The sequence below is a fragment of the Haliscomenobacter sp. genome (assembly GCF_033763495.1).
Lineage (GTDB): Bacteria > Bacteroidota > Bacteroidia > Chitinophagales > Saprospiraceae > Haliscomenobacter.
Window position 1 is genome coordinate 1 of the sequence record NZ_JANRKL010000219.1, and the last position, 25,436, is coordinate 25,436.

20 protein-coding genes are annotated in these 25,436 nt (G+C 48.3%); 12 read left to right on the top strand and 8 right to left on the bottom strand.

The window, feature by feature from the left end; genetic code table 11:
• Positions 1-115 precede the first annotated feature (115 nt).
• Entirely contained in the window at positions 116-1,480 is a 1,365-nt protein-coding gene (locus SFV55_RS25970) for a TlpA family protein disulfide reductase (protein ID WP_320032500.1), read from the bottom strand.
• Between the two features lie 53 nt (positions 1,481-1,533).
• Here SFV55_RS25970 and SFV55_RS25975 point away from each other — a divergent pair, with 53 nt between their 5' ends.
• From SFV55_RS25975 to SFV55_RS25985, 3 genes are all read left to right on the top strand, one after another.
• Complete coding sequence (locus tag SFV55_RS25975) at positions 1,534-3,297, top strand: ShlB/FhaC/HecB family hemolysin secretion/activation protein (protein WP_320032501.1); 1,764 nt, start codon at positions 1,534-1,536, stop codon at positions 3,295-3,297.
• A gap of 210 nt (positions 3,298-3,507) precedes the next feature.
• Complete coding sequence (locus SFV55_RS25980) at positions 3,508-5,535, top strand: PKD domain-containing protein (protein WP_320032502.1); 2,028 nt, start codon at positions 3,508-3,510, stop codon at positions 5,533-5,535.
• Positions 5,536-5,564: 29 nt separating this feature from the next.
• A complete protein-coding gene (locus SFV55_RS25985) occupies positions 5,565-7,004 on the top strand; it encodes a tetratricopeptide repeat protein (RefSeq protein ID WP_320032503.1) in 1,440 nt (479 codons plus the stop codon).
• Between the two features lie 6 nt (positions 7,005-7,010).
• Here SFV55_RS25985 and SFV55_RS25990 read toward each other — a convergent pair whose 3' ends face one another.
• A complete protein-coding gene (locus SFV55_RS25990) occupies positions 7,011-7,646 on the bottom strand; it encodes a hypothetical protein (protein WP_320032504.1) in 636 nt (211 codons plus the stop codon).
• Between the two features lie 224 nt (positions 7,647-7,870).
• On the opposite strand from SFV55_RS25990, the gene SFV55_RS25995 reads away from it, so the two are divergent.
• The 5 genes from SFV55_RS25995 to SFV55_RS26015 all read left to right on the top strand — a co-directional run bounded on the left by SFV55_RS25995 (position 7,871) and on the right by SFV55_RS26015 (position 12,871).
• Positions 7,871-8,644, top strand: coding sequence for an SDR family oxidoreductase (locus SFV55_RS25995; RefSeq protein WP_320032505.1), 774 nt, complete (start codon positions 7,871-7,873; stop codon positions 8,642-8,644).
• A gap of 129 nt (positions 8,645-8,773) precedes the next feature.
• Complete coding sequence (gene fucP / locus SFV55_RS26000; RefSeq protein WP_320032506.1) at positions 8,774-10,021, top strand: L-fucose:H+ symporter permease; 1,248 nt, start codon at positions 8,774-8,776, stop codon at positions 10,019-10,021.
• 23 nt (positions 10,022-10,044) lie between these two features.
• Positions 10,045-10,383: an L-rhamnose mutarotase gene (locus SFV55_RS26005; RefSeq protein ID WP_320032507.1), complete on the top strand. Its 339-nt coding sequence runs from the start codon at positions 10,045-10,047 to the stop codon at positions 10,381-10,383.
• Positions 10,384-10,413: 30 nt separating this feature from the next.
• Positions 10,414-11,358: a sodium:calcium antiporter gene (locus SFV55_RS26010; protein WP_320032508.1), complete on the top strand. Its 945-nt coding sequence runs from the start codon at positions 10,414-10,416 to the stop codon at positions 11,356-11,358.
• Positions 11,359-11,509: 151 nt separating this feature from the next.
• Positions 11,510-12,871 (top strand): APC family permease, encoded by a 1,362-nt coding sequence (locus SFV55_RS26015; RefSeq protein WP_320032509.1) that lies wholly within the window; start codon positions 11,510-11,512, stop codon positions 12,869-12,871.
• 103 nt (positions 12,872-12,974) lie between these two features.
• Here SFV55_RS26015 and SFV55_RS26020 read toward each other — a convergent pair whose 3' ends face one another.
• Together SFV55_RS26020 and SFV55_RS26025 are read right to left on the bottom strand one after the other, a co-directional pair.
• Positions 12,975-14,468, bottom strand: a complete 1,494-nt coding sequence (locus SFV55_RS26020; RefSeq protein WP_320032510.1) for a malate:quinone oxidoreductase — start codon at positions 14,466-14,468, stop codon at positions 12,975-12,977.
• 117 nt (positions 14,469-14,585) lie between these two features.
• Positions 14,586-16,280, bottom strand: a complete 1,695-nt coding sequence (locus SFV55_RS26025) for a DUF6909 family protein (RefSeq protein ID WP_320032511.1) — start codon at positions 16,278-16,280, stop codon at positions 14,586-14,588.
• Between the two features lie 133 nt (positions 16,281-16,413).
• On the opposite strand from SFV55_RS26025, the gene SFV55_RS26030 reads away from it, so the two are divergent.
• The gene (locus SFV55_RS26030) at positions 16,414-16,743 is read left to right on the top strand and encodes a hypothetical protein (protein WP_320032512.1); all 330 of its coding nucleotides are present in this window, start codon (positions 16,414-16,416) and stop codon (positions 16,741-16,743) included.
• Between the two features lie 3 nt (positions 16,744-16,746).
• Here the strand turns inward: SFV55_RS26030 and SFV55_RS26035 are convergent, their stop codons facing one another.
• Positions 16,747-17,298 (bottom strand): Uma2 family endonuclease, encoded by a 552-nt coding sequence (locus SFV55_RS26035; protein WP_320032519.1) that lies wholly within the window; start codon positions 17,296-17,298, stop codon positions 16,747-16,749.
• A gap of 220 nt (positions 17,299-17,518) precedes the next feature.
• On the opposite strand from SFV55_RS26035, the gene SFV55_RS26040 reads away from it, so the two are divergent.
• The 3 genes from SFV55_RS26040 to SFV55_RS26050 all read left to right on the top strand — a co-directional run bounded on the left by SFV55_RS26040 (position 17,519) and on the right by SFV55_RS26050 (position 20,512).
• Entirely contained in the window at positions 17,519-18,634 is a 1,116-nt protein-coding gene (locus tag SFV55_RS26040) for an AI-2E family transporter (RefSeq protein WP_320032513.1), read from the top strand.
• A 128-nt stretch (positions 18,635-18,762) separates the two neighbouring features.
• On the top strand, positions 18,763-19,530 hold the full coding sequence (locus SFV55_RS26045) for an SDR family oxidoreductase (RefSeq protein WP_320032514.1): 768 nt from the start codon (positions 18,763-18,765) through the stop codon (positions 19,528-19,530).
• Between the two features lie 124 nt (positions 19,531-19,654).
• Positions 19,655-20,512, top strand: coding sequence for a fumarylacetoacetate hydrolase family protein (locus tag SFV55_RS26050; protein ID WP_320032515.1), 858 nt, complete (start codon positions 19,655-19,657; stop codon positions 20,510-20,512).
• Between the two features lie 66 nt (positions 20,513-20,578).
• Here the strand turns inward: SFV55_RS26050 and SFV55_RS26055 are convergent, their stop codons facing one another.
• The 3 genes from SFV55_RS26055 to SFV55_RS26065 form a co-directional block, all read right to left on the bottom strand.
• Positions 20,579-21,103: a DUF1579 family protein gene (locus SFV55_RS26055; RefSeq protein WP_320032516.1), complete on the bottom strand. Its 525-nt coding sequence runs from the start codon at positions 21,101-21,103 to the stop codon at positions 20,579-20,581.
• Between the two features lie 104 nt (positions 21,104-21,207).
• Positions 21,208-21,987 (bottom strand): helix-turn-helix transcriptional regulator, encoded by a 780-nt coding sequence (locus SFV55_RS26060; RefSeq protein ID WP_320032517.1) that lies wholly within the window; start codon positions 21,985-21,987, stop codon positions 21,208-21,210.
• Positions 21,974-25,324, bottom strand: a complete 3,351-nt coding sequence (locus tag SFV55_RS26065) for a hypothetical protein (RefSeq protein WP_320032518.1) — start codon at positions 25,322-25,324, stop codon at positions 21,974-21,976. The genes SFV55_RS26060 and SFV55_RS26065 overlap by 14 nt, the downstream gene beginning before the upstream one ends.
• Positions 25,325-25,436: the final 112 nt, after the last annotated feature.

Sequence of the window (25,436 nt, forward strand, 5' to 3'; positions counted from 1 at the left end):
CCGCAGCGACTTAGACACAGCCTTAGTCCAATTCGCTGCGGTAGCCCACTTCAAAACTCGTAAGTCATGTATTCTTAACTCGTCACTCAATTATTTATTCTGGTATTAATCGGCTCTACCGATCAAACAACTCCTTCAACTTAGCCTCCAAGCTTGGGCCACGCAAATCCGTTGCGATGATCTTCCCTTGTGGGTCAATCAGGAAGGTTTTAGGAATGCCTTGTACCTCATACATTTGGGCTACGGCATTCGACCAGCCTTTGAGGTCGCTGACGTGTTTCCAGGCCAGCTTGTCTTGTTCGATGGCCTGCAACCAGCGGTCGCGAGCACTGTCGAGGCTGACGCTGAGGATGTCAAAACCTTTGTCTTTGTATTGCTGGTACATCCGTACCACATTGGGGTTTTCCTGGCGGCAAGGGCCACACCAGCTTGCCCAAAAATCAATCAGGATGTATTTTCCACGCAAATCACTCAATTTCAAGTCTTTGCCCTCTGGTGTAGCTTGAGCAAAGTCAGGAGCCACCGCACCCGTCATCAAGCGCATGGCCCGATTCAACTCTTCCTGCACAGCTGCCGCTGCTTTGGGTGATTTTTCACCAAAAGTCTTGATGAATCGCTGTGCATATTCCATGTAACCTGCACTTTTCCTTTTTTGCAAGCCAGCCATTACCCCAGCCATGGCCATTTGTTGGGCGGAACTACCTTCCGGGAATTTAGCCAGGGTTTGGTCCAGGTATTTTTTGACTTCGGTGGGAGGAATACCTACCCCAGCCAAAGTTTGAGCATAGGCGCTGAAATTTTCATACACCCAGGGCATGCCATTATACCCAGCATCCTTGAAATCAACAAAGTGAAAAAACTCATTGGCGAAATAAGCCAACTCATCATTGTAACCCGTAGAGTTGTTTGGGTACGATACGTATGTATTGATGGCCACTACCCGAGCCAAAAGTGGATTGGATTTTTTCAAAGAATCCAAAAAGGCAAGTTTTTTATCATCAACTGCTTTTAAGCCAGCTATACTGGTTTTTTTTGCAGCTTCATCTTTTGCCATGGCCCATTCGCGAAGGCCCATGCCATGCAGGTTGTTGTGGTTGGTGATGCGAACCTTTACCTTCTCGTAATCCATATTGATCGTCGAACCAATCACCGAAGCCTGGCGGATGTTCTCACAATCTCCTTTGATGACTACTCCAGTCTCACTCCCCAACAAAATCGGGCGGGCGTTATTGGCAAAAGGGCCGACATAATAAAACTTAGGTTCGGATTTATTTAGACTGAACTCGTAAACATTGCCGTTACTAGGGGTAGCCATCACCCGATGGGCTTCCTGGAAAGTAACCCCATCGAAGGTAAACAAGGCCAGAGAGCCCTGACAAGCGTTGAGTTCACAACGAATTTTTACTTTCTCCTGAGCCTGTGCTCCAAAACTTGCCCCCAGCAAGCTGAGCATCAAAAAGATGTATTGAAAAGACTTCATCGCTTAAATTTGATGCAAATTTAACTATTAACGCCAAATCAAGGTCTTAAAGAATGTTTAAAGTTTTGGGTTCATTGCGTTTGGTTTTGCTTTTATGTTGCCTCTGCGACGTGAGCCAAATGCTATGGGCGCAAAAAAAACTGGACTTGCAAAGTGATGCCCCATTGCCTACTGGCTTAAACCTGAGTAACTACACGTATGCCGATAGTCTTTCCCTACAAAACAGCCTTCAGCGACTCGTGTCCGATCTACAGCAACGTGCCTATCTTGAAGCCTCGGTGGACAGTGTCAGCTATCGGGATTCCAGCGCCATTGCCTGGCTACATTTGGGGCCGACTTACCGCTGGGGGCAACTTAGCCCTCGGGGAATACCCATAGATTGGTGGAGGAATGCCACGAATGATTTATTGAAAAAAAAGGGTGGATTTGACCTGACCAAACTGGAACAGGCTCAAAAAAATTTGCTGCGACAAGCCACCAATCAAGGTTATCCTTTTGCCCAAATCCGACTCGACAGTGTGCAGGTACGCCCCGGCTGGTTCGATGCTCAGATGGCACTGGATAAGGGGGATTTGATCTACTTTGATACCTTGCTCATTCGGGGGGATGCCAATATTGCCCCTGCCTACTTGCAATCCTATTTGGGATTTCAGCGCAAACAACTCTACGACCAATCGCGGGTGGAACGCATTCGGGAACGCATCCAGGAATTGCCTTTTTTGCAATTAAAATCTGACCCGGAAGTAGAGTTCATTGGTTCACGTGCGCTGGTGGTGCTGGATTTGGCAAGGCAAAAAGCCAGTCGTTTTGATTTCATCATCGGGGTCTTACCCAATAGCCAGCAGGTCAAAAGGTTGCTGGTCACGGGAAGTTTTGAGGGAGAATTACAGAATCAATTCGGGCGAGGAGAGCGGATTTACGCTCGTTTTGAACAATTGCGTCCCACCAGTCCCCGGCTAGATTTGCAGTTCAATTACCCCTTTTTGGCCAACCTGCCGATCGGTACCGATTTCAAATTGCATTTGTACCGCCGTGATACGGCATTTTTGGATCTGGAACTGGATTTTGGCGTGCAGTACTTGTTTGAGGGGGGGAATTATTTCAAGGTATTTTGGAATCAACGCAGCTCCCGTTTGTTGCAATTGAATGAGGTGTTGTTGCTTGATTCCCGGATGTTGCCACCCACGCTAGATGTGAGTCAATCTTCCTTCGGCCTGGAGTTTCAGCAACAAGCCCTGGATTACCGCTTCAATCCCCGGCGGGGTTGGGCGATTTTGGGTCGCGGAGGGGCAGGAACCAAAAAAATCCTGCCGAACAGCCGCATCAATGAACTCGGCCTGGGCTTCCTCTATGATACACTGCAATTGCGCAGCTTTCAATACCGTTTGCTCAGTGAAACCGAAACATACCTGCCTATTGGCAAGAATACAACCCTCAAGTTAAAGGCCAGCACAGGCTGGACGATTGCCAACCAGGCCATCTACCAAAATGAGCAGTTCCGCATTGGAGGCAATCGCTTGTTGCGAGGCTTCGATGAGGAATTCATTTTTGCGACCCATTACGCGGTGGGTTCTGCGGAATACCGACTGCTGCTGAGCCGCAATTCCTTTTTGTACACCTTTGGCGATTTCGCCTGGGTGGCCAATCGGACTACGGTGGTACAGGAGGATTACCGCGCCTTGGGTTTTGGGGCGGGGATTACTTTTGAAACCCGGGCGGGTTTGTTTGGGCTCAGTCTGGCTTTTGGGGCGCGAACGGGGGCAGTGATCGATTTTGCCGGGCCAAAGGTACATTTCGGTTATGTGAGCTTGTTTTAGCTCCCCTTCCAAAGGTGGTGAAATTATTACCCTGCTCCGCAGGGATTTTTTCTTTTCACCACCTCAGACACCTTAGTTCACCTTAGGGCTTCACCTTAGGAAGGAGGCTTATCAGATATTGTTTCCTGCTCGCAGGGAAAAGCTTATTTTTGGGAAACATACTAAAAGTGTAAGAGTGCCTGTTTCAAGAACAGTTAATACCTTAATTCCATGAGAAAACCTTCTACCAGCCTGCTATTTGGACTATTGGTGCTACCCATCTGTCTTTGGGCACAACCCATTACACCTGAACCGAGTGCCGATTTCAGCATCCAGCAACAAGGGGAAGCTTTCCTTTTTGCCCCCATTCTGCCCAGCCAACAAGCCATTCCAGGTGCACCTCTACCCTATTACGACTATTACTGGGAGTTTGGTGATGGAGCATACAGTTTCGACAAATCCCCCAGCCATACCTACACCCGCAATGGTGCCTTTGAAGCGCAACTTTGGGCTACCGGAAAATACGACAAAGGTAAATCGCCCAAAACCCGCCCCAAACGCAACGAAGTCAACGATCAAGCAAGTTACCTGGCCAGCAATGCACCCGGACTCCCTGTTACACCAAAGGAAAAAACGCTACAACTGCGTGCCATCCGCAATCCCCGGCCTGACGAAGAACTGGTGTTCATTCTGACCTATGCCAATCTGGAGGAGGCCAATGCCTCGGGTGAGTTGCACCTGTTTTTCAACCAAAGAGAATACCGCCAGCCGCACTTTTCATTTTTACAAGGTCGGACCCATTATGGCGAAACGGACGGCAGTGGCCCCGACATCAGTTTTTCACCTGCCCGTTACCAAAGCCAAAATCTGTGGGCCAGTGTGGGTGACCGAGCATGGTTCAACTGGATGCTTCCGGCACTGCCCAACCAATTGGTGCAGGAAAGTCTGAACACCTATAGCCAACAAAAAACCTGGCGTTTTAGCAACTTGAAACGCAATGAGAAACGTAACTTGTTCATTTCCTTACAAGCTACACCGGCAATGCTGGCCGATACCAATGCCATCATTACGGTGGATGCACTGTATTTGGGAGACAACGGCAGCAGCTCCAAAGTGACCTTGGAAATGGAAATTCTGGCTTCACACGACCCCAACAACATTGCGGTATCGCGCAAAAAAATGAGCTTCCGCAGCATCAAAGGTAAGGGTTTGACCTACAAGGTGAATTTCCAAAACAATGGCGAAGGCCCGGCCAGTACCATTCAAATCACGACTGGAGTCCCTAAAGGTATGGAAACCAGGGGGCTCCGGGTGCTGGATATGTACCCTGCTTGTCCGGTTTGTCCCGATGCAGCGGTGGCTTCCCTGAGTTGTTTGGATACTACGATTAAAGAGGATAAGTTGATTTTTACTTTTCGCAACATTTATCTGCCTGGCACCAAACAAGACGGAGTAGGTGATCGAGATTCTACCAAGGGTTTTGTCAAATACCGCATTGAGGCCGGACGAAAAATGAAAAAATACCCATTTGACAGCCAGGCGAGTATTGTTTTTGACAAAAACCCACCCATTGTGACCAATCATGCCCGCACCCACTTCAAACCGGGTTGGTCTTTGGGGGCTATGTTGGGGCAAAATGTTTTTTTGGACAAACCAGGCCTGAACAGCACTTTCGCGGGTTTGACGCTTTCCCCGTTCAAACCTTACAAACCTTATCTGCAAGTGGAAATTTTTCCCGCCACCACTGGGCGAATGGATTTCCCGGCAGATGGGTTTATTTTGCACCAATCGACCCGTCAGGCAACCACACAGCTGAATGGGCGAGTCCTTGATGTGGTGGTAGATTCGCTGGTGCGGGCCAATGGGCCAGGCTACCAGGAGTTTCAGACCTTGTCGGCGGTGCCCTTGCAGTTGCGCAAAAACCTGAGTGACTGGATGGGTATCGGAGTGGGGGTAGTGGCTTCGGTGCAAACCGAAAAGTTTACAGCCAGTTCCTACACCATTGGCCGACGTACCTCTTTTTGCAAAATTGATGCAGCTGGCAATTGCCAAAAAGGCGATGTGTTCCAGGAGTTGAGTTTCAGCCGCGAGCAAAAAACCTTGGACCGAGGTGATCTGACGCGCTGGGATTTCAGTGTGTTTGCCGACATCCAACTGGGTTTGGTGCGCCGGGGGCCCACATTGGGCTTGCGCAATGTGTTGCGCTTGACTCAGGAGCCGAGGTATTATCTGGCGGGGTATTTGAGTTTTAAGATTTAGGTTTTTGTTTTTTCAACACCGACTTACTTATGAAGAAAACTATATGGTATTACTCCCTGGTATTGCTATTGTTGGGCGGTTTTGGGGCACAAGGAAGGCTTATTAGTGGAAAAACTGAGCCAACGGATCTCCCCCCCGACAAACAAGCCTACCGCCTGCACTACCAGGGCTCGCTCCAATATGCCGAGGGCAAATACCGCCAGGCCAGCGGCAATTTTGAACGCGCTTATCATCTTTTTCCGGAAAATTTCAGCTTTGCGCTGGCGCATGGGCTGTGTCTGGGTCGCCTTGGGAACGCCAGTGAGGCCAAAAAAGTACTTGAAAAAGCCCGGCAGCTCGTGACACCAAATGACCAGGAACGCCAACAAAAACTGGCGATGGCGACTTTTTTTCTGGGCATGAGTTTCAGTTATTCCGATCGTTACAGCGAGGCATTGCCCTTGTTGCGCGATGCCGTGGCGATGCAACAAAAAATTCCGCAAAAATCCCTATTGAGTGTGTATTACAACGCGTTGGGCAAGGCCATTTTGCTCAATCAGGGTCGCAATGCCCATCGGCGCAATTACCAGCCCTTGCATTACCACGTACATCGGCGGGACATGGAGAAAGCTTTCGTCGCCTTTGAAGCAGCAGTAAGGGCCGACCCCGAAAATATTGTGGCCGTCCACAATTACCTGCAATTGGCGGACACTTTGAAAGTCAGTTTTATTTTGCCAGAGGCTGACACTTCTCGTGCACAACGTCAGGAGTACAGACCCACTTTCCTCAACATGCACAAAACCATCATCAACGACCTGAAACTGAACAACTACGATGAGCTCGTTTTTTTGGTGGACATCTCGGGCTCCATGGTGATGGAAAAAGTGGTGTGTTATGGGGCGGATCGTTTTACGGCCATGAAGGATTTGTGTCTGAAAATTTTGCCCGAAATCGATACCAGCATTGAACTGGGGATTGGTACAATTGGAGGCGTTTGTGATAGTCCACCCGATTTGTGGTTTGCTTCCGGGGGCATCAATCGGGTGGATTTGCGCAGCAAATTGCGCTTCCTGATTCCCGACGGCACTACTCCCCTGCTGACCATGTTGTTGCGTTGCCCGGAGTTGTTTTCGGATAATCCCCAGCGCAGCAAAAGTATTTTCCTGATCAGCGATGGTGCCAATACCTGCCGCGAGGGTGGCATGGACATTTGTGAGTGGGCCACAGAGTTGGCGGCTAAAGGCATCGCCGTCAATGTACTGACCTTCCTCAGCACCACCTCCGACAATACCGACGCTTTTGCTGAATACCTCTGCCTGGCCGAAAACACCAAGGCCAATATCATTTACCTGGACAATTACCGCTGCCGGCTGGAACCTTTTGCATTTGACATGGTGAAGACCTGTCAGTCAAAAATTCCGCCGATGGAACGGAGTCGGTGTTTGGGGCCGAGTGTGAAGGAGTTGTGGAATGTGTGGGTGGCGGAGTGAGGGGGCTTATGTTTTATTTCTTATAGCGATGAGTAACAAACTCAAAACCACATTCAAGGCAATACTACCGATGAAAATAGCCATTTGTGGGTTCTTTTTAGGCGGTTCAAGTGTAGAAGCAGGATTTTTAGCAGGGTAATTTCTTTTTAAAAATCCGTCAGGGTCATCATGATGGCTTCTTGGATCATCCCAACCATCAACACTCAAAAAGGCTCTTTCTTCCGGGCTAAGATTTTGAAAAGTTGGATGGCGACCACACATGTACGTTCCAATCATTCCTGAATGCTCCCTGAACATATAATCTGCAAAAACGAGCACTGTATCCCCTACTTTTTTACCTCGCAACAAGCCTTCACAGCTTGAATAAGAGTTGTCATCAAAAACGGTAACTCGGAGTTGGGCTCCATTTAGCCCTCTATAGGATTTAATTACTTCAAAGTTCAAATATTTCAATCCAAATCCAACTCCACCCGCGAAGTAAAAATTATGTTCAGCTACAATGTCGATGATCTTTCCATAAAAAATCGCACCTGAAGAGTCAATATCTATCTTTAAACTGTTCCTGGGGCTGCCACAACCACATGCGATTAAAAAAGAGGGAATGAAGAGAAGCAGAATTAAAGTTGATCGCGCTTTTTTCATGTTAATATAATTATTCTTCTAATTTTTTCAATGATCGACCTTATGTCCTTTGGGGCCGATTGATGAGTTGATTTTATCGAGTGTCTAAATATAAACGATTGAAAGCTGGCGCTAGTTTTCTTTGAATTTGATTACACCTATCATCATTTTTTAAATTTTTTTCAAAAATACCTTAGCTTTCTCCCCAAATCAATTCTATTTTTACCCGTAAAGCAAGATTCTGAATGGACTTACATCTGCAAGACAAAGTCATCATCGTTACTGGGGGTGGGCGCGGGATTGGTGCGGGCATCGTACATGCCCTTGCGCGCGAGGGAGCCATCCCCGTCATTGTGAGCCGCAGCGCTGAGCACAATTTGGCTACTCTGGAAGCCATTGGCGGCAAGGGTTACCAAATTGCCCTCGATTTGACAAACCCTGCTGCTTGCCAGGCAGCAGTCACCGAAACCCTCCGCCTCACGGGCCGCATCGACAGCCTGGTGAACAATGCCGGAGTGAACGATGGTGTGGGCCTGGAGAGTGGCAATTACGAAGCATTTATGGCTTCCCTGCACAAAAACCTGGTGCATTATTACCTGATGGCACATTACGCGTTGCCTGCACTCAAAGCCTCTCAGGGTTCCATCCTCAACATTACTTCCAAAACTGCCGAAACCGGACAAGGCAACACCTCCGCCTACGCCGCCTCAAATGGTGGCCGCAACGCCCTCACCCGTGAATGGGCCGTGGAATTGCTCCAGTACGGCATCCGGGTCAACGCGATTGTGGTGGCAGAGTGTATGACGCCATTGTACGAGTCCTGGCTACAAACCCTCAATGACCCCGAAACCACCCTCGAAAAAATCAAGGATAAAATTCCCCTGGGCAAACGTATGACCACCCAGGAAGAAATTGCCGATATGGCCGCATTCCTTTTGTCGTCCCGCTCCAGCCATACCACCGGACAGTTGATCCATGTGGATGGGGGGTATGTGCATTTGGACCGGGCACTTCTTTGATAGAGTGAAAGAGGAGAGATGAAAGGTGCTACCGCAGCGTTTTTGACGATGACCTCGTCAAAGTCTTTGCGGTAGCATCTTTCATCTCTCCTCTTTCATCTTTCCTCTTTCATCTCTATTTCATCTGCTATGACAAACAAAATCGCCTCTTACACCCTATCCTTTGTGCTGGTAACCAGCCTTTTCTTTTTGTGGGCCTTCGTGCACAACCTGGAGCCCATCCTGATTCCCCACCTTAAAAAAGCTTGTCAGCTGACCGATATGCAATCGGCATTGATTGACTCTGCCGTCTATCTGGGGTATTTCATTATGGCCATTCCGGCCGGGATTGTGATGAAAAAATATGGTTTCCGCCGTGGCATCATCATTGGTTTGATGCTGTACGCGATTGGTGCCTTTTTATTCATCCCGGCAGCCAACTCCCGGATGTACATCTTCTTTTTGGGTGCTTTGTTCATCATCGCCTCGGGTTGTACCTTTTTGGAAACGGTGGCCAATCCTTACGTCACGCTTTTGGGAAAACCCGAGGGTGCAACCACCCGTTTGAACCTCAGCCAATCCTTCAATGGTTTGGGTGCTTTTGTGGCCCCGATTCTGGGCGGGCAGTTCATTTTGAGTGGGATCGAGCTCTCCCAAAGTGAACAAAGCGCCATGTCGGTTGAACAACTCAACGCCTACATGCAAAGTGAGGCCAATACGGTGCGGATACCTTATTTAATCATTGGCCTGGTCGTTTTATTGGTAGCGATACTGTTTATTTTTATCCGTACACCAGAGCCGGGAGTAAAAGAAACCGGAACGCAGGAAAAGCGCAGCTTACTCCACGCCTTGCGCCATGCTCACTTGCGCAATGGAGTGATTGCCCAGTTTTTTTACGTGGGCGCGCAGGTTTGTGTGACCAGTTTTTTCATTCGTTTTGCCAAATTTTCCAGCAACATTCCCGAAAAGGATGCGGCATTTTGGTTGAGTATGGCCATGCTGGGTTTCATGTTGGGCCGCTTTGTAGGCACCTTGCTCACCCGCTACATTGCTCCCAATCGTTTGTTGTTTATTTATTCGCTGGCAGCGGCGGGTTTGTTGGGTGTGGCCATGGTCACAGGTTCTACGATTGCCGTTTGGGCGATTATCCTGGTGCCCTTTTTTGAATCGATCATGTTCCCAACCATTTTTTCATTGGCCATTCAGGACTTGAAAGAAGATACCGAATTGGGCTCTTCTTTGGTCGTGATGTCCATAGTGGGTGGTGCCTTTGCGCCGCTGCTGATGGGCTGGATTTCGGATCAATCTACAATTAAGCTGGCTTATATCGTTCCTTTGCTTTGTCTGTTGGTGGTCGCTTGGTATGGAGCCAGAGGATATAAAGTTCAAACGGCCTAATTCATCTTTAACACCTGAATTTTATGCAAAGATTTTGCCTGGCGCTGGATCTCGTAGACGATCCAGCCCTTATCGCCGAATACGAAAAACACCACGAAAAGATCTGGCCCGAAATCAAGGCTAGTATCCTCGATGCCGGAATCACTGATATGGAGATTTATCGGATTGGCAATCGTTTATTCATGATTTTGGAGGCGATTGATACCTTCACTTTTGCGCATAAAGCTGCCATAGACGCTGCCATCATTAAAGTCCAGGAGTGGGAAAATTTGATGTGGAAATACCAGCAAGCGCTGCCCATGGCAAAGCCGGGGGAGAAATGGCTGCGGATGGATAAGATTTTTGACTTGAAGCAGCAATAGCTACATATATTTGGCAAAATTTGACTGACCATGCTTCTGCAATTTTTAATTTTTGCCGCGGCTTTGAGCGGACTCCTGTTGGCTGCCCGCTATTTCACAACTGCTGCCGAAGAGATTGGGTTGTATTTTAAATTGCCCGCTTTTATCATCGGCATTTTTATTGTAGGCATTGGCACCTCACTGCCAGAGCTGGTTTCTGGTACCATTTCAGTAGCGAAGGGGGTTTCAGAAATTCTGCCTGGCAACATCATGGGGGCCAATATTTCCAATATTTTACTCATTACGGGCATCGTCGCTTACCTGAACCGCAAGGATATTGTGCTTTCCCATGGTTACATTTTTGTGCATTTGCATTATCTGCTGGGGGCGTTTTTCCTCCTTACCATGATGGTTTATGACGGGGAGATCAAATGGCTGGAAGCTTTGATTGGGCTTTTTGCATTTATTTCTTACAGTATCTACCTGGTAAAACCAGAGGAGAAAATCAAGGACGGTGAAGAAATTGAGGAGGCCGAGCTCAAGGCCGTTTTCCCCATCAAAGCCATTTTGATGCTGCTGGGGTCGGGTGTAGGCATTTACTTTGGGGCCAATTATACCGTTTCATCCATCAGTTCCATCGCAGAAGGACTACAAATCCCCCCTTCGGTAATTGCCCTCACGGTGTTATCGATTGGAACCACCCTGCCGGAGTTGGCCGTCAACATTTCAGCAATCCGCCGAGGCAATGCCGAAATGGCCATTGGCAATGTTTTGGGTTCCTGCATTTTTAATACCTTGATTATCCCTGCAGTAGCATCCTGGGTAGGACCAATTCATGTTCCTGTCAATCTTTTAGCATTTTCCCTTCCTGTAATGCTCGGCAGTGGCCTGTTTTTTTACTTGCTTACTCAAGACAAACGGATTTCTCCCCGGGAAGGCGTCCTATTTGTTTTTATTTATGCCTTGTTTTTGATCAAAATTGCCAACCTGGGTTAGTAAGCTTCACGACCTCCATATCTTAAGAAAATGTTATTCTTCTTTTGATCCTCACCAAAAGCACTAGTTTTGTTATTTTAGTACCAGACCGCCACTGATCCATTGTTTTGATGGCCGCCTGGCATTAAGAAAACATACTATTGGAAAACCCATGAACGTGAGCATCAATACAATGACGAAACCGCAAAAAATTGGCTGGGGCAGTGCGGCTGCCGTAGTTGTAGCCAATATGGTGGGAACGGGTGTGTTCACTAGTTTGGGTTTTCAGGTGGAAATCCTGCAAAATCGTTACGCGATTCTAGCCTTATGGGCAGTAGGCGGTTTGAATGCCTTGTTGGGGGCTTTTGCCTACGCCGAATTGGGTACTCATCTGCGGCGCTCCGGAGGAGAATACCATTACCTCAGCACACTTTATCATCCCTTTTTGGGATATTTGTCCGGTTGGATTTCGGTGACTGTTGGTTTCGGAGCTTCTATTGCCCTTACCGCCATGGCGATGGGTTTTTACATGACCCCATTTATCCATCAGAACCCTACCCTGATTGCCTTTGTTTCCATTATGGTTTTATCGTTGGTGCACTCGTTCAACATTCGCCAGAGTAGTTTGATTCAAAATGGCCTGACGATTCTCAAGGTGCTCCTGATCATTTTGCTGATTGTAGCGGGTTGGTATTTGCCCCCGGCTGCAAAAGACTCCTGGCAATTGGTTCCCGCAGAGCCCTGGGCCTGGAGTTCCACTGCTTTTGCTGTAGCCCTGGTTTTTGTCAACTATTCCTATTCGGGTTGGAATGCTGCAGCATACATTGTAGAAGAAATCCGCAATCCGGTCAAAAATTTGCCCCGAGCCTTGATTGGTGGTGCAGCCGTAGTGAGCGTGCTTTATGTATTGCTGCAATTGTCGTTTTTGCGGCAGGTGCCCCTGGAGATTATGATGCGTAAGGTGGAAGTTGGACATTTGGCTGCTGAATCGATGTTTGGTCCCACCATTGGCAACTGGTTCAGCGTGATCATCGCCCTGCTCCTCGCTTCCAGTTTGAGTGCCATGGTGTGGGTAGGGCCCCGTATCACCAGCTCCATGGCCCAGGACCACGACAACTGGAAATTTTTTCGTAGTCAAAATAAAAATGGCATTCCAGTACGGGCCATCTGGTTTCAGGCACTCATCAGTCTGGGTTTGATCATGACGGGTACTTTTGAGCAGTTGCTCTTGTACAGTGGTTTTATTCTCCAGTTGTTCAATACACTGACCATTGCTGGGGTTTTTATTTTGCGCTACAAATACCCCCATTTGCAGGGCTATCGCAGTCCGGTTTTTCCCTGGTTGCAGCTGATTTTTTTGGCCATCAGCATCTGGATGCTGGTGTTTTTGCTGATCGACAAACCCTTGGAAAGTTTGCTTGGCGTGGCCAATCTCGCGGTGGGCGCATTGACATTTTTTTGGGGTAAAAAAATGAGCCAGTGGTTTTATCCTAAAACAGCGGTGGAGGTCAAAAAGCAGGAAATTCGGCCTTGAAGTTTATTTTTGCCACAAAGACGCCAAGGCACTTAGCATGACGCACAGCCACATCTTTGTTTCTTTGTGCCTTCGTGGCTAAAAACAATTATACTTGGTAACCTTAGTCGCTTAAATGCAGGACTCCATTGTTGTACCTGCGCCAATCCAGCCACTCTTTTTCTTTGCCTTTAAAGACCTTTTTATAAAGCGGAATCATTTGCTTCAACTTTTTCTGCCAGGTTTTGGATTGCATTTCATGGGGGAAACACTTTTCCAACAACTCCAGCATGATGCCAACTGAGGTAGAAGCACCCGGAGAAGCACCCAACAAGGCGGCAATACTGCCATCCGCAGCATGAATGATTTCAGTGCCAAATTCAAGCACACCACCCTCCTCTTCGTCTTTTTTGATGACTTGCACCCGCTGGCCTGCAATGGCCAATTCCCAATCTTCTGACTGCGCGGCAGGAAAATACTCGCGCAGCGCCTCTACCCTATCCTCGTGCGACAAGGTGGCTTGTTGGATCAAATACCCGGTCAACGACATGTTGTGCCAACCTGCACTGAGCATCGGAATGATGTTGTCCAACTCGATGGACAAGGGTAGGTCGAAATATGAACCGTTTTTGAGAAATTTGGTGGAAAAACCCGCAAAAGGGCCAAACAACAGCGCTTTTTTTCCATCAATCAAACGGGTATCTAAATGAGGTACGGACATGGGGGGAGCGCCCACCGAGGCTTTGCCGTATACTTTTACGTTGTGTTGCTGGATCACGGCCTCATTGTTGCAAACCAACCATTGGCCGCTGACCGGAAAACCACCGTAGCCACGTCCTTCTTCAATGTCCGATTTTTCCAGGAGGGGCAAAGCGCCGCCACCGGCACCAATGAATACAAAGTCAGCCGTGACTTTGATTTTTTCTTTGGTGATTAAATTTTTGACTTTCAGCTTCCACTGGCCATCTTCCTGCTTTTTCAAATCGCGTACTTCGTGCATCAGGTGCATTTCCACGCGGGGCAAGGAGCAGAGGTGTTGAAACAAAACCCGGGCCAGATTGCCAAAATTGATGTCGGTGCCTATGTCCACCTTGGTGGCCGCTACTTTTTCCTGGGGCTCTCGGCCATCCATGACCAGGGGCATCCAGGCATGTAAGGTTTCCCGATCTTCGCTGTATTCCATTCCTTTAAACAAAGGATGAGTGATCAATGCTTCATAGCGGGCTTTCAAAAAAGCTACGTTTTCTTCTCCCCATACAAAACTGATGTGCGGGATATTGTTGATGAAAGCTTCGGGATTGGCGAAGTATCCGGCTTTGACGAGATAGGCCCAAAATGCTTTGGAAATTTCAAAAGAGCTGGCAATTTTGACGGCTTTTTTGATGTCGATGTCTCCTGATTCGGTTTCCGGGGTATAGTTGAGTTCACAAAAAGCGGAGTGGCCTGTACCCGCATTGTTCCAGGCATCAGAACTTTCAGCGGCAATTTGATCCAGGCGTTCGTAAATGCTGATGCGGTAGTGGGGGTTGAGTTCTTTCAGCAATACGCCCAGGGTAGCACTCATGATGCCTGCACCAATTAGAACGATGTGTTTGGGTTGATTTTCAGGTTGGGTCATTTTTTCTTTTTCGCAGCTTTTCCTGCTGCTTTATCCAAAGCGGAAATAGCAGGTATGTTTTTCGCTTCTTACAAAAATAGGTGAATTGTGGTTTAAAAACAAACTGGCCCAAGGAGCTTATTTATCCCCTACAATTTTATTCAGCAATTTAATTGAAATCAAATAAGTGGGCTTCACGCCATCCAGTCCCAGGCTACCCGAAGCCAGTGTGCTCCCCGTCTCCAGTGGATTATCTGAAGCGTAGTAGGCATAACGCAGCACCACATCGGTTGGAATGTTGTTGCGGATCCGGGCGTGCGCCTGAATGGCCTTTTGGTAATGTGCACCTTCCATTTCCAGGCCGATGGCTTTCCAGGAGGATTTCAGAAAATAATGCAGGATGTCCTTGTTTTGCAGGCTGGTGCCCATCACGGTAATCATGGGCCCTTCAAAAACCTCCAGGCCTTGGCCTTCAAAATCGGCCTTGTGGAGATCGTTGTCGATGGGATAATTGTCGGCAGTACCTTCAAAAACGTGTGAAGTAGGTACCATCAAGTCACCTTTGCCACCTTCCAAGATTCCTGCTTTGCCCATGATGCCAATGGATTTGACGGGTAAAACGCGGCGGCCCGATTCGTTTTCGTAAGGTTTAAACAATTCATCGAAGGTTTCAAAAGCCTGCTCGCCGAAGGCGTAGTCCATTACAAACAAAATGGGTTTTTCCTGCTGGATGTATTCCTGGTTCCAGTTGATTTCGGGTGAAAGGGTGCTGGGATCGATTTGGCAAAGGTCAAAAACCTGGGCGGGAATATTGGTACCGCTGCTGTCTTCCAATTCGTACATGCCGTGACTCAGTGCCAGTTTACGCACTTTTTTGCGCAGGTCGCCATTGCTTTCAATGCTCAGTTCCCGGGCCATTTCTTCGATGGTTTGGGCAGAAGTGAGGCCTTGTAAGGCAGCTGGAGCGTACAAGCAATTCATTATGCTGTGCATGTTGGCACTGATGATGTGCAGGGGACGTTCTTCGAGGCCATTTTCGTGGAGCAGGTTTTTGATGTTGGCAGCCCAAATTTCACCCAGTACATGGTGGCCAATTTTTTCGCGCAGCGCTGCCGAAAAACTAATTTCTCGATCCAAACTCTCCCATTGTTCTTCGCTAGCTAGTTTTCCCAACCAGTAGGTGACGTGAAAAAGGCTATTGGCATTGGAGTCGGCAGCAAATTTGCGGGCAGCTTCCAAGGTTTCCTGGTAAGTGCGCCCCAAGAGCACGCTTAAATAGGTATAGGCTACCTCTTCATTGATGTCTTCTCCATTGATCTCCTTTTGTACCAAAGCTTCCAACGTAGCCCATTCGCGGCGCTTGCGGTTTTTGTGGTCTTCGCTATTGCGCCGAATTTTTTCCGCCTCGATGTACATAAAGGTCAGGTGAGTCAGAATGTCGTAGATGTCGCTGCGCCCGCGGGTCATTTCTACAAACATTTGCTCACTGTCGATGCGGTAACAATTGCGTTTCCGGCGAGGAGGAATCAAGGGCTCAAAACCAGAATCTTCGTAGCCTTCGCGGGTGATCAGGCGAACGTATCGGCATTCTTCAATGCCTCGGGGCAGGCGCTGAAATACATACAAGAGGCCATTGAGCTCCACCCGTTCGGGATCGTTGATCGCACCATAAATTTCGGGTTGCAGGGTTTTGAGGGCTTCGATGACCGCTTCACCTGACAAGCCAAGCGGTTTGTAACTGCCTCGGATAAACAAGTGGCGCATGGCGATGTACAAACGTTGAACGGCGGCGCGAGACTCCTGGGCGCGGGTACGGTGGGATAATGGCTCCATTGGTGCTTTGTGGTTTGGCTTTTGCAAAGATATTAGAGTTAATGAAGGTTTTTATCCAGAATTTTCCTACGTCAGTAGATTGGAATGTGCAAAGGACTTGAGAAGGGTTATTTTTGTGAAAAATTGAATCATCATGGCTGGAAAATTTAAAACAACGGGATTTGCAAGGTTTTTTCTGATAATGATCATTGTAGCCCCTTTGGCTTATATCGGAGCTTCTTATTACAATGGCGAAGACGGCATCGAAAAAATCAAAAATTTGTTCAAGCGTGGAGAAACCACTGAAAGCGCCGAAGGCACAAATGACAATAGCGGTGGTGGTGGCTTATTCGGGGGAAATAGCAACCTCAGCAGACAAATAGAAGAACTCAGAGCGGAAAATGAGGAGTTGAAAGAGCGGCTGAGCGAGCAGGAGCAGGAAATTCAGGAGCTGAAGCGGGAGGTGCGTTTGTTGCGAAAATAGGTATCAAAATACATTCAAATAGATGTCTTGCAGCCGCAAGGTATGCCCTTGAATGTCAAAGGCAGCTTCCAAATTTGTGTACTCTACATCCATCCAACTATGAGCACCTTGGCGCTCGTACACCGTCACCCACGGGCGTTCAAGGTCGATGTAGAGGATGTACTGTAAACCTGGAATTTTTTTGTAACAAGGGAGTTTTTCGCCCAAGTCGTACTTGCGCATAGATTTGAAAAGTACCTCAAACACGAGAAAAGGGGTAGTCTCTACTGTCATTCCTGGGCGGTATTCAAAGTATACTGGAGGCTGTGTAACCACCGATCCATCCGGGCTGAATACAACCTGGTCCCATTCCTGAATGTAGATGGGCCGGTTGGAATTGTGTACTTTGTACTGCAAATCAGTTCGAGGGAAAATGCCTTTCAACAAGTGGGAAAATTCAGTGACCATTTCACTGTGAGCTTCGTTTTCATAGCTCATCGCAATCGCTTCGTGTTCGTAATAATCAATCTTATACTCGGCCTTTTCCAATAAATCCCAATATTCTGCGAATGAAATGGGCTGCGTACCAGTTCCCCTGCGCTGATGGCAGCTAGTTCGAGTTGGGTGAGTGGGAAGGTGGTGGCAGTACTCATGTGATTGATTTCGTGGGGTAAATTAGGAAAAATTAAAAAAGGGTGCAATAGTAAAAACACACAGCTTTTCCTCCCCAAAAATTCCCCACCCTCCATTTCCCAAAAATCCCCTAAATTTACCCCAACACCATAACCTCCTGCACATGACCGCCCAAACCTGGAGTCGTTACATCATCATCGCCTTGACCACGATAGTCGTTGGGGTGATTGTTTATTATTTCAGCACCATCATTTCCTATGTTGTTTCGGCCTGGGTGCTTTCATTGGTGGGGCAACCCATTTACAAGTGGTTCATCACCCGCAAGATCGGTAGGTTAAGACCCGGGCCGAGTGCGGCGTCGATCCTGACCCTGCTCACTTTCTTTCTGTTTTTTGGCGCTTTGATCGCCATTTTCATTCCTTCCATTCTCAAACAAGCCAGTAATCTGGCCAGTGTGGATTACAAGTCGATTGCCACCGCACTAGAAGAACCCTATCACAATGTGGGGCTTTGGCTCAGCGAGTACGGCATCAAATTGCCTGAAAACACCCTGGAAGAACTGGTGAAAAAAGGTTTGGCAGGTTGGTTTGATCCCAGCAAACTGGGCAGCTTTGTTGCTTCAGTGATTGGAGCAATCGGCAGCATCATTGTCAATGTGGCCTCGGTGGTGTTCATCACCTTTTTCTTTTTACAAGAGCGCAAATTGTTCGTCAATTTCATCCTGGCCCTGGTGCCCGAAAAATATGAGTTGCCCACCCGCGAAACCATCAAGGATACCATTGCCCTGCTTACCCGCTATTTTAGTGGTTTGATCATTCAGTTGCTCATTTTTTGGTTTTTGCTCTGGCTGGGATTGTTTATGCTGGGCATCAAAAACGCTTTGCTCATTGCCTTGTTTGGCGCTTTGATGAACGTCATTCCTTATATAGGTCCCATCATTGGTGCAGCCTTTGGGGTTTTTATCACGATTTCTTCCAACCTGGGGGTAGACTTTTACCACGTACTTGGGCCAATGCTCATCAAAGTATTTGTGGTCTTCCAAGTCGTACAAATTCTCGACAGTAATTTTATTCAACCCTATATCTTCTCCAAAAGTGTGCTGGCACACCCACTGGAAATTTTCATCATGATCTTGATCGGCGCCCAGGTGGGCGGCATTTTGGGCATCGTTCTGGCGATTCCTGCCTACACCATCATCCGGGTGATCGCGAAGGAGTTTTTAAACCAGTTCAAGATTGTGCGACAATTGACGGGGCGGATGGAGGAGGAAGGATTTTAAATTAGTTGAAAAGTTTAGGGTTGAAAAGTTGAAGAGTTTGGCTTTTCATTCCCTCTGGAGCAATCCCTACATCTAGGGTTGCCGACAACATTTCAACTTTAAACATTTCAACTTTTCAACTCAAAGCAATGCTTTTTTCCCTACACAACAAAAAGGCGGCCATCACTGGAGCCGGAAGCGGGATCGGGCTGGCGATTGCCCAGGTATTTGCCCAGCAGGGCGCAGAAGTGTACATTCTGGATTTGAATGAAGCAACCGCAGAAGCAGCAGTGCAAAGCATTCTCGATCAAGGAGGTAAGGCCCGAGCTTATGCCTGCGACGTCAGCAATCAAACGCAGGTCAAAGCGATTTTTCAAGAAATTGGCGCACTGGATATTCTGGTCAACAATGCGGGTATAGCGCATATTGGCAATGTAGAAAATACCAGCGAAGCCGATTTTGACCGCGTGATGAACATCAACGTAAAGGGGGTTTACAACTGCTTGCATGCCGCCATTCCCCTGATGAAAGCTAAGGGTGGAGGGGTGATTTTAAACATGGCTTCGGTTGCTGCCACCATCGGAATCCCCGACCGTTTGGCTTATTCTACCACCAAAGGTGCGGTACTCAGTATGACCCTGGCTACCGCCAAAGATTACCTCAAGCACAATATCCGTTGCAATTGTATTTCTCCTGCCCGGGTACACACCCCTTTTGTGGATGGTTTTTTGAGCAAAAATTATCCCGGACAGGAAGCTGAAATGTTCGATAAACTGGCCAAAACCCAACCCATTGGGCGGATGGCCAAACCAAGCGAGGTGGCGTATCTGGCACTGTACCTCTGCTCCGAAGAAGCAGGTTTCATCACCGGCTGTGATTACCCACTCGATGGTGGCTTCACCCGCCTGAACAACTAAGGGCCACACCCCCTTTTTGTCGTCAAACGAAAGCAGCCACCCCACGAATTCATTCGTGGGAGGCTATGATAAACCGCACCACCCCACGAATTTATTCGTGGGATGGTGGCCTATAACAAAAAACATGAAGTTAATCCGCTTCGGCGCCCCTGAATCCGAAAAACCAGGTGTTCAACTACCTGATGGTCGTCGCATCGACGTATCCGCGTTCACCGCAGACTTTGACGAGCGCTTTTTTGCCAGTGGCAAAATTGCCGAACTCGCTGCCTGGGTAACTGCCAATGCATCCAATTGCCCCAGTGTTCCTGACAACGAACGCCTCGGTCCCTGCATAGGTCGCCCTTCCAAACTCATTTGTATCGGCTTGAACTACGCCAAACACGCTGCTGAATCCGGTATGGCTGTACCTACCGAACCCGTGGTATTTTTCAAAGCCACCTCCGCCATTTGTGGGCCTTATGACAACCTGATTATCCCAAAAAATTCCCAAAAAACCGACTGGGAAGTGGAATTGGCGGTGGTGATTGGCAAAAAGGCCAGCTATGTGGAAGAAGCCGATGCCATGGAGCATGTAGCGGGTTATGTACTGCACAATGACTACTCGGAGCGGGAATTCCAATTGGAACGCTCGGGCCAGTGGGTCAAGGGAAAAAGTGCAGATACTTTTGCGCCATTGGGGCCATACTTAGCCACACCCGATGAATTGGGGGATCCCCATAACTTGAGGCTCTGGCTATCGGTCAATGGCGAAATGTTGCAGGATTCGAATACCGACGACCTGGTTTTCAAAATCCCTTTTTTGATTCACTACCTGAGTCAGTTTATGACCTTGTTGCCTGGTGATGTGATTTCTACCGGAACGCCGTTCGGAGTAGGTTTGGGCTTCAAGCCACCACGTTACCTCAAAGCAGGCGATGTGGTTGAATTGGGCATTGATGGATTGGGCGTGCAAAAACAGGTGGCGGAAGCCTGGAAGCCATAAGAATCTCTGGGGCTTTGCCTGGAACTCCCCGAAAGTTCAAAACTTTCGGGGAGTAAATATAGCATTCTACTGCTTTTTCTGCAATTTCATCTCCAAAAAGGCAGTCCAGGTTTTTCCGCCATCCATGGTGATTTCACCCGTTTCTATCCAGGTGCCATCCACCATTCGAACGATGTAGCGGGTGGTTCCCCTTGGGTTTTGCATGGACCAAACGAAGCTGCCATCTGCTCTTAGCTCGGTTTCCGCGTCTACCATGTAGCCATCTTTAAAACTGCGGAGCAAATACTTTTGAGTAACCGGATCATAACTCAGGGTTGCAAGTGCATGATGGCGCTCTACACCCTTATCTTTCCCAATTCCTTCAATTAGCAAGACTGAGCCATCCAGCATCGGGGTAATTTTTTCGTACTGATCTACTTCATATCGATTTGGCCCAAACTGTTGAATACCGATGCCCGTCCATTCTCCAGCCTGAAGGGGCAAAAGGGCCATTTTTGCAGCGACTTCTTTGGTTTTGCTAGGCGGCATTTGTGCATGAAATTGAAAGGTGGATGCAATGATGAACAACAAAAACAGAAGGACATTACGCATGGTGATTTGGATTTAAACAAGTGTTGAATTTGCCTGCAAGTTCAGGGATAATCCAGGATGATCGCTTGTAAAAATCCGTCATTTTTCAAACAGCTACTTAATATTTACCAATGTACATCGTGGTGTTGGATGCTGCGAAGGTAACGTTTGACCTGATCGGGTTTCTGGCGGGCAAAACGTTGAAATTCGTGTAAAAAATGGGATTGGTCGTAAAATCCTTTGTCAAAACTGATGTCTAAAACACCTTGTTCCTGCATAACCAGTTGCGCCAGGGCCGCCCGCAGGCGAAATACCCGTGCCAGTTCTTTCATGCTGAGTCCTACCGCTTTCCGAAAACGTTTTTGCAATTGCCGCTCACTTACGAAAGCCTGTTGTACCAAATCAGCTACTTTACACTGGCCTTCCGTTTTGACGATTTCACGAACTACTTTGGCTACCTCCAGATCGGGTTCCTTACGTTTGGCCTTTAATAAGTTTTGCTCAAAAAGCTCAGCGTCTTCAAAATCGGGACTTAGGTGCTCAAGAAAAGGTTCAAACCATTCATTCCGCGGCAGGATCTCGCCCTGTTTGGGTAATAGCTCGATTTCGTGGTCAAAAAAACAAGGAAATGCACCAGGAAAAAAACGAATGCCCCAATAAACGGAGCCAGGCATAAAAGTGGTCTCCAACATGTTCAGCTGAGGCCCCAATAAACCCATTAACTGAAAATGATGGCGGGCATTTTTACAAATAAACAGAGACACACAACCGTCGGGAGGAGCGATGTGCTCCAAAGGGCCATCCCAATTGACGGGCACCACAAATTTCCAGTGCCCAGCCAAATATTGAGCCATTGCGGATGAAGGCAAGAACTCCTGGTATTGCAGTTGATTAGAAGTCTTCATCAGGACTCAATTCGTCCAATAAATCTTCCAGTGAAATGTCTCCAACGGTGTACCGATCCAAGTGGTATTGCAACTTCCCAGCCGCCTTGTCCACTGCTTGCTCATTGATGTCCCATTCTTCGAGGGTAGTCAGGAAAAAGTCAATCACCACATCCAGGGTGGGCAGTTGGGTGATGATGCGATGGGTATTTTTATCCTGTCGGAAAAGCAACTCCAACACTTTTTCAACCAGGTAGGTCAACACCAGGGTCTGTTCGCTGCGCTCTGGCAAATTGGTTTTGCGCAACAACTCGCGGTGTTCATTGGCCACAATGAGCAGGTTTTCCATCAAAATTTGCAGAACTGCAAAAGGTGGCCGCCATTGTGGGGATTTTTGATCCATGGCCCCCAAAATGGAATCGAGCACCCGAAACACAAAATCGTCTTTCAAAAAATCCGGAATGGCAATCGACTGTTCTTGCACAAATTCGATCAATTCCAACATTTGCTCTTCAGAAATCAATCTGGACCAACGCCCATTGCTACGTTCGGCCGAAATGGCGAGCACAATTTGTTGCAACCCCTCTACCAGCAGGTGTTTGGGGCTAGGGTTGCGGGTGTCCAACACTACTTCCAGATTATCGGCACTGTTTTCCAGGAGTGTACTCAGGATTTTTGCACCAATATTGGGGTGATCCATGCTCAACAGTTGAATGGCAGCAGAGCAATCAGCAATGATATCGGCCAAACTGGGTTTGCCTGTCACCAATTCCGGGTGTTGGCCAATGGCATATTGAGCGGCCTCCAGCAGTTCTTCAACCTGATCCCGATCAAATCCTTTGGAAAAATCGATTCCGGCAGCATTGGACAGGATCAATTCCAGCAAGGCGAGTCCTTTTGCGTCGGGGTTTTCGGCCAAAATCACGTCAAACACAAATTCCAACAGGTCGATGAGTAGCTGAGGTTTGTCCACTGCTGCACCTTCGGAAGGTGGGAAAACGCAGTTCAGCACAAGGTCCAGCACTTTTTCCAGGATGGCCCCTTCGGTTTGGTCGTCGCTGAGGTGGATTTTCTCCAGCAACTTCCGGCTACGCGACACCCCGCGCAAAACTATATCCAACACATATTCAAAAGTTTGCGCATTGAGTCGCTGCCCCGGTGGCACTTTCTGCATGGCGCGCATGGAGAGGTCCAGCACCTCACGCAAAAGGCTGTTTTGGTGCACTTTGTCGGTAATCCAGGCAGGGTTTTGGACCACCTCATCCAGCAAAAATTCGGTCAGGTCGATCAGTTGTTCTGGGGTAAAGCGCGGTTTCCAACGCCCGTGGGGGGGTTCTGCGCCAAAAGATTGCAGGATTTCCCGCAGAGCGATCACCAGCAGGTATTCCAGATTATCGGGGTTGGTTTCCACCAGGAGCTCGATGTTGTCCGCGGTTTTGATCAAAACCAAACGGACAATTTCGGAAAGCAGCCCTGGTTGATGGATACCCGCTTTGCTCACGGCCTCGGCTACTCCACCGATGATGCGTTCAAGCGCCACATCATCTACGATCAAATCAGGGTGTTGGGTGAACAGGATCAACGCGGCCTCAACAATGTCGTCGGCCAGGGGGCGGTTGAAACCTTCACTGAAATCAATGCCCGTTTCCGGGGAAACCAGGATTTTGACCACCACCAACCCCAGGCGATTGGGATACTCCGCAACCACCACGTCCATGACGTATTCAAAAATCTCTTGCAACAACTTGACCCGTTCAACCCCCAGGGTGGTTTTGCCATCAAAAACGGAGGCAAAAATGAGGTCGAGGATTTTATTTAGAATGGTGGTCGTCTGTTCATCCGAGCCCCAGTTGATGGTTTCCATCACAGACTTGCTCTTCAGTACCGCACGGATGTTGAGTTGCAGCAGCATTTCGACAACCTCCCAACGCAGGCGTTGCTCCTTGGGTACCTTGTCCAGGGCCTGGAAGGTGATGGCCAACACCTCGGCCAGCAAGGAATTTTGGCGTACTTTTTCGGTGACCAGGGTAGGGTGTTGCACCACATCGTCGAGTAAGTCGGACACCAGATTGATCATCTGGGTTTTGGACAAACGGGGCCGCCAGGCACCATTGTTCGAGGGCTGAGCCAATACACCAAGGATATGTTGTACGGCGTTGACCAACAAGTGTTGGGCCTCGTCTTCTTCAATTTCCCAAACCAGGTACAAATTCCCTGCCGTGTGTTCCAGTACAAGACGCAGGATTTCGGGCAATAAGTCAGGGCGTTGGATGCCCGAACGCGCTACTGCAGAACTTACGCCGCTTACAATCTCCTGCACTCCGCGTTGATGGCTCAGGAGTTCAGGGTATTCGGCCAGTACGCTGAGTGAGGCGCGTACAATTTGATCCAGTGCCTCTACGGTGAGTACCCGACGCAAATTGATGTTGTCGGAATCTTTGTCCAAAATGATGTTCAACAAGGTCAAACCCGTTTGTTGAATCAATGCTGAACTGGCCTCGGGGGTGCCCAACACCGTGGATGGTGCCGAAAACACGTAGTGTCCCGCGTTTTTGATCAAACTACCCAACAGGAGTTGTCCCCAGCGGACGGTAGCCTGATAATCGTCAGGGTCGCTGTTCGCGGTGCGAGCGATCAAGTCTTTGGCCATTCCATTGGCTGTGGCTTTGATGAACAATTGAAATTGCTCATCGTTGGCTACAGTGCTGCTCAATTCGCTCAGGCTTTCGGCTGCACCGATGAAAAGTTTGGGCAAAATATCCTTGGCCAGTGTTTTTTTCAAATCCTCACTTTCGGCAAAGTTGATGTCGTCAAAACCGTCCAAAAATTGCTTCAAAGCCCGCCCGTAGGCCGACTCCAAATTGAGTGCACCGGGCACATTGTTGAAATAATCGATGCCAATTTCGACCAGGCTACCTGCCACCAATTGTAAAGCGCTGGGTTGGGGCGACTTGCCTTTTTCCCATTGACGGATTTTCAACAAGGCCACTACATCGGCAGTATTGATGCCTCCATCCAGGATTTTGGATTCATCGTTGCCGTTACGCACCATACGGAAAAAGGTCTTGTAATAATCCAGGTATTCTTCCTTTTCGGTGTCGAGCAGGCCTTGAGTCAGGCTTTTTTGATGCAGGATATTGAGGTGGTCCAGTTCCTTTAAAAATTGAGCACCGTTGTCCTCGCCTTCGGCCTGAAAAAACCGATCGGCAGAAAGGATATTCAGGGCGCCATCAAATTTAGGCAAGGGCAAAACCAGACTTTTGGCACGAATGCTATTGGCATAAGCCTTCTGGATGTTTCGCCCCAGGCGAATGGCGGAATTTATGGTGAAGACGATGGCTTCGGATGGCAGATTCATGGTTTGGAGTTTGTAGGGTTCCAGGGTTTCCAAGCTCCGGGTTTCTTTCATACGGTCACTGAGCGAAGTTGAAGTGCCGGATGAAAGAAACCCGGAGCTTGGAAACCCTGGA

What these genes read in the sequence shown, in the direction of transcription:
- SFV55_RS25970 (WP_320032500.1), bottom strand. Translation starts at nt 1,480, where the DNA reads ATGAAGTCTTTTCAATACATCTTTTTGATGCTCAGCTTGCTGGGGGCA.
- SFV55_RS25975 (WP_320032501.1), top strand. Translation starts at nt 1,534, where the DNA reads ATGTTTAAAGTTTTGGGTTCATTGCGTTTGGTTTTGCTTTTATGTTGC.
- SFV55_RS25980 (WP_320032502.1), top strand. Translation starts at nt 3,508, where the DNA reads ATGAGAAAACCTTCTACCAGCCTGCTATTTGGACTATTGGTGCTACCC.
- SFV55_RS25985 (WP_320032503.1), top strand. Translation starts at nt 5,565, where the DNA reads ATGAAGAAAACTATATGGTATTACTCCCTGGTATTGCTATTGTTGGGC.
- SFV55_RS25990 (WP_320032504.1), bottom strand. Translation starts at nt 7,646, where the DNA reads ATGAAAAAAGCGCGATCAACTTTAATTCTGCTTCTCTTCATTCCCTCT.
- SFV55_RS25995 (WP_320032505.1), top strand. Translation starts at nt 7,871, where the DNA reads ATGGACTTACATCTGCAAGACAAAGTCATCATCGTTACTGGGGGTGGG.
- fucP (WP_320032506.1), top strand. Translation starts at nt 8,774, where the DNA reads ATGACAAACAAAATCGCCTCTTACACCCTATCCTTTGTGCTGGTAACC.
- SFV55_RS26005 (WP_320032507.1), top strand. Translation starts at nt 10,045, where the DNA reads ATGCAAAGATTTTGCCTGGCGCTGGATCTCGTAGACGATCCAGCCCTT.
- SFV55_RS26010 (WP_320032508.1), top strand. Translation starts at nt 10,414, where the DNA reads ATGCTTCTGCAATTTTTAATTTTTGCCGCGGCTTTGAGCGGACTCCTG.
- SFV55_RS26015 (WP_320032509.1), top strand. Translation starts at nt 11,510, where the DNA reads ATGAACGTGAGCATCAATACAATGACGAAACCGCAAAAAATTGGCTGG.
- SFV55_RS26020 (WP_320032510.1), bottom strand. Translation starts at nt 14,468, where the DNA reads ATGACCCAACCTGAAAATCAACCCAAACACATCGTTCTAATTGGTGCA.
- SFV55_RS26025 (WP_320032511.1), bottom strand. Translation starts at nt 16,280, where the DNA reads ATGGAGCCATTATCCCACCGTACCCGCGCCCAGGAGTCTCGCGCCGCC.
- SFV55_RS26030 (WP_320032512.1), top strand. Translation starts at nt 16,414, where the DNA reads ATGGCTGGAAAATTTAAAACAACGGGATTTGCAAGGTTTTTTCTGATA.
- SFV55_RS26040 (WP_320032513.1), top strand. Translation starts at nt 17,519, where the DNA reads ATGACCGCCCAAACCTGGAGTCGTTACATCATCATCGCCTTGACCACG.
- SFV55_RS26045 (WP_320032514.1), top strand. Translation starts at nt 18,763, where the DNA reads ATGCTTTTTTCCCTACACAACAAAAAGGCGGCCATCACTGGAGCCGGA.
- SFV55_RS26050 (WP_320032515.1), top strand. Translation starts at nt 19,655, where the DNA reads ATGAAGTTAATCCGCTTCGGCGCCCCTGAATCCGAAAAACCAGGTGTT.
- SFV55_RS26055 (WP_320032516.1), bottom strand. Translation starts at nt 21,103, where the DNA reads ATGCGTAATGTCCTTCTGTTTTTGTTGTTCATCATTGCATCCACCTTT.
- SFV55_RS26060 (WP_320032517.1), bottom strand. Translation starts at nt 21,987, where the DNA reads ATGAAGACTTCTAATCAACTGCAATACCAGGAGTTCTTGCCTTCATCC.
- SFV55_RS26065 (WP_320032518.1), bottom strand. Translation starts at nt 25,324, where the DNA reads ATGAATCTGCCATCCGAAGCCATCGTCTTCACCATAAATTCCGCCATT.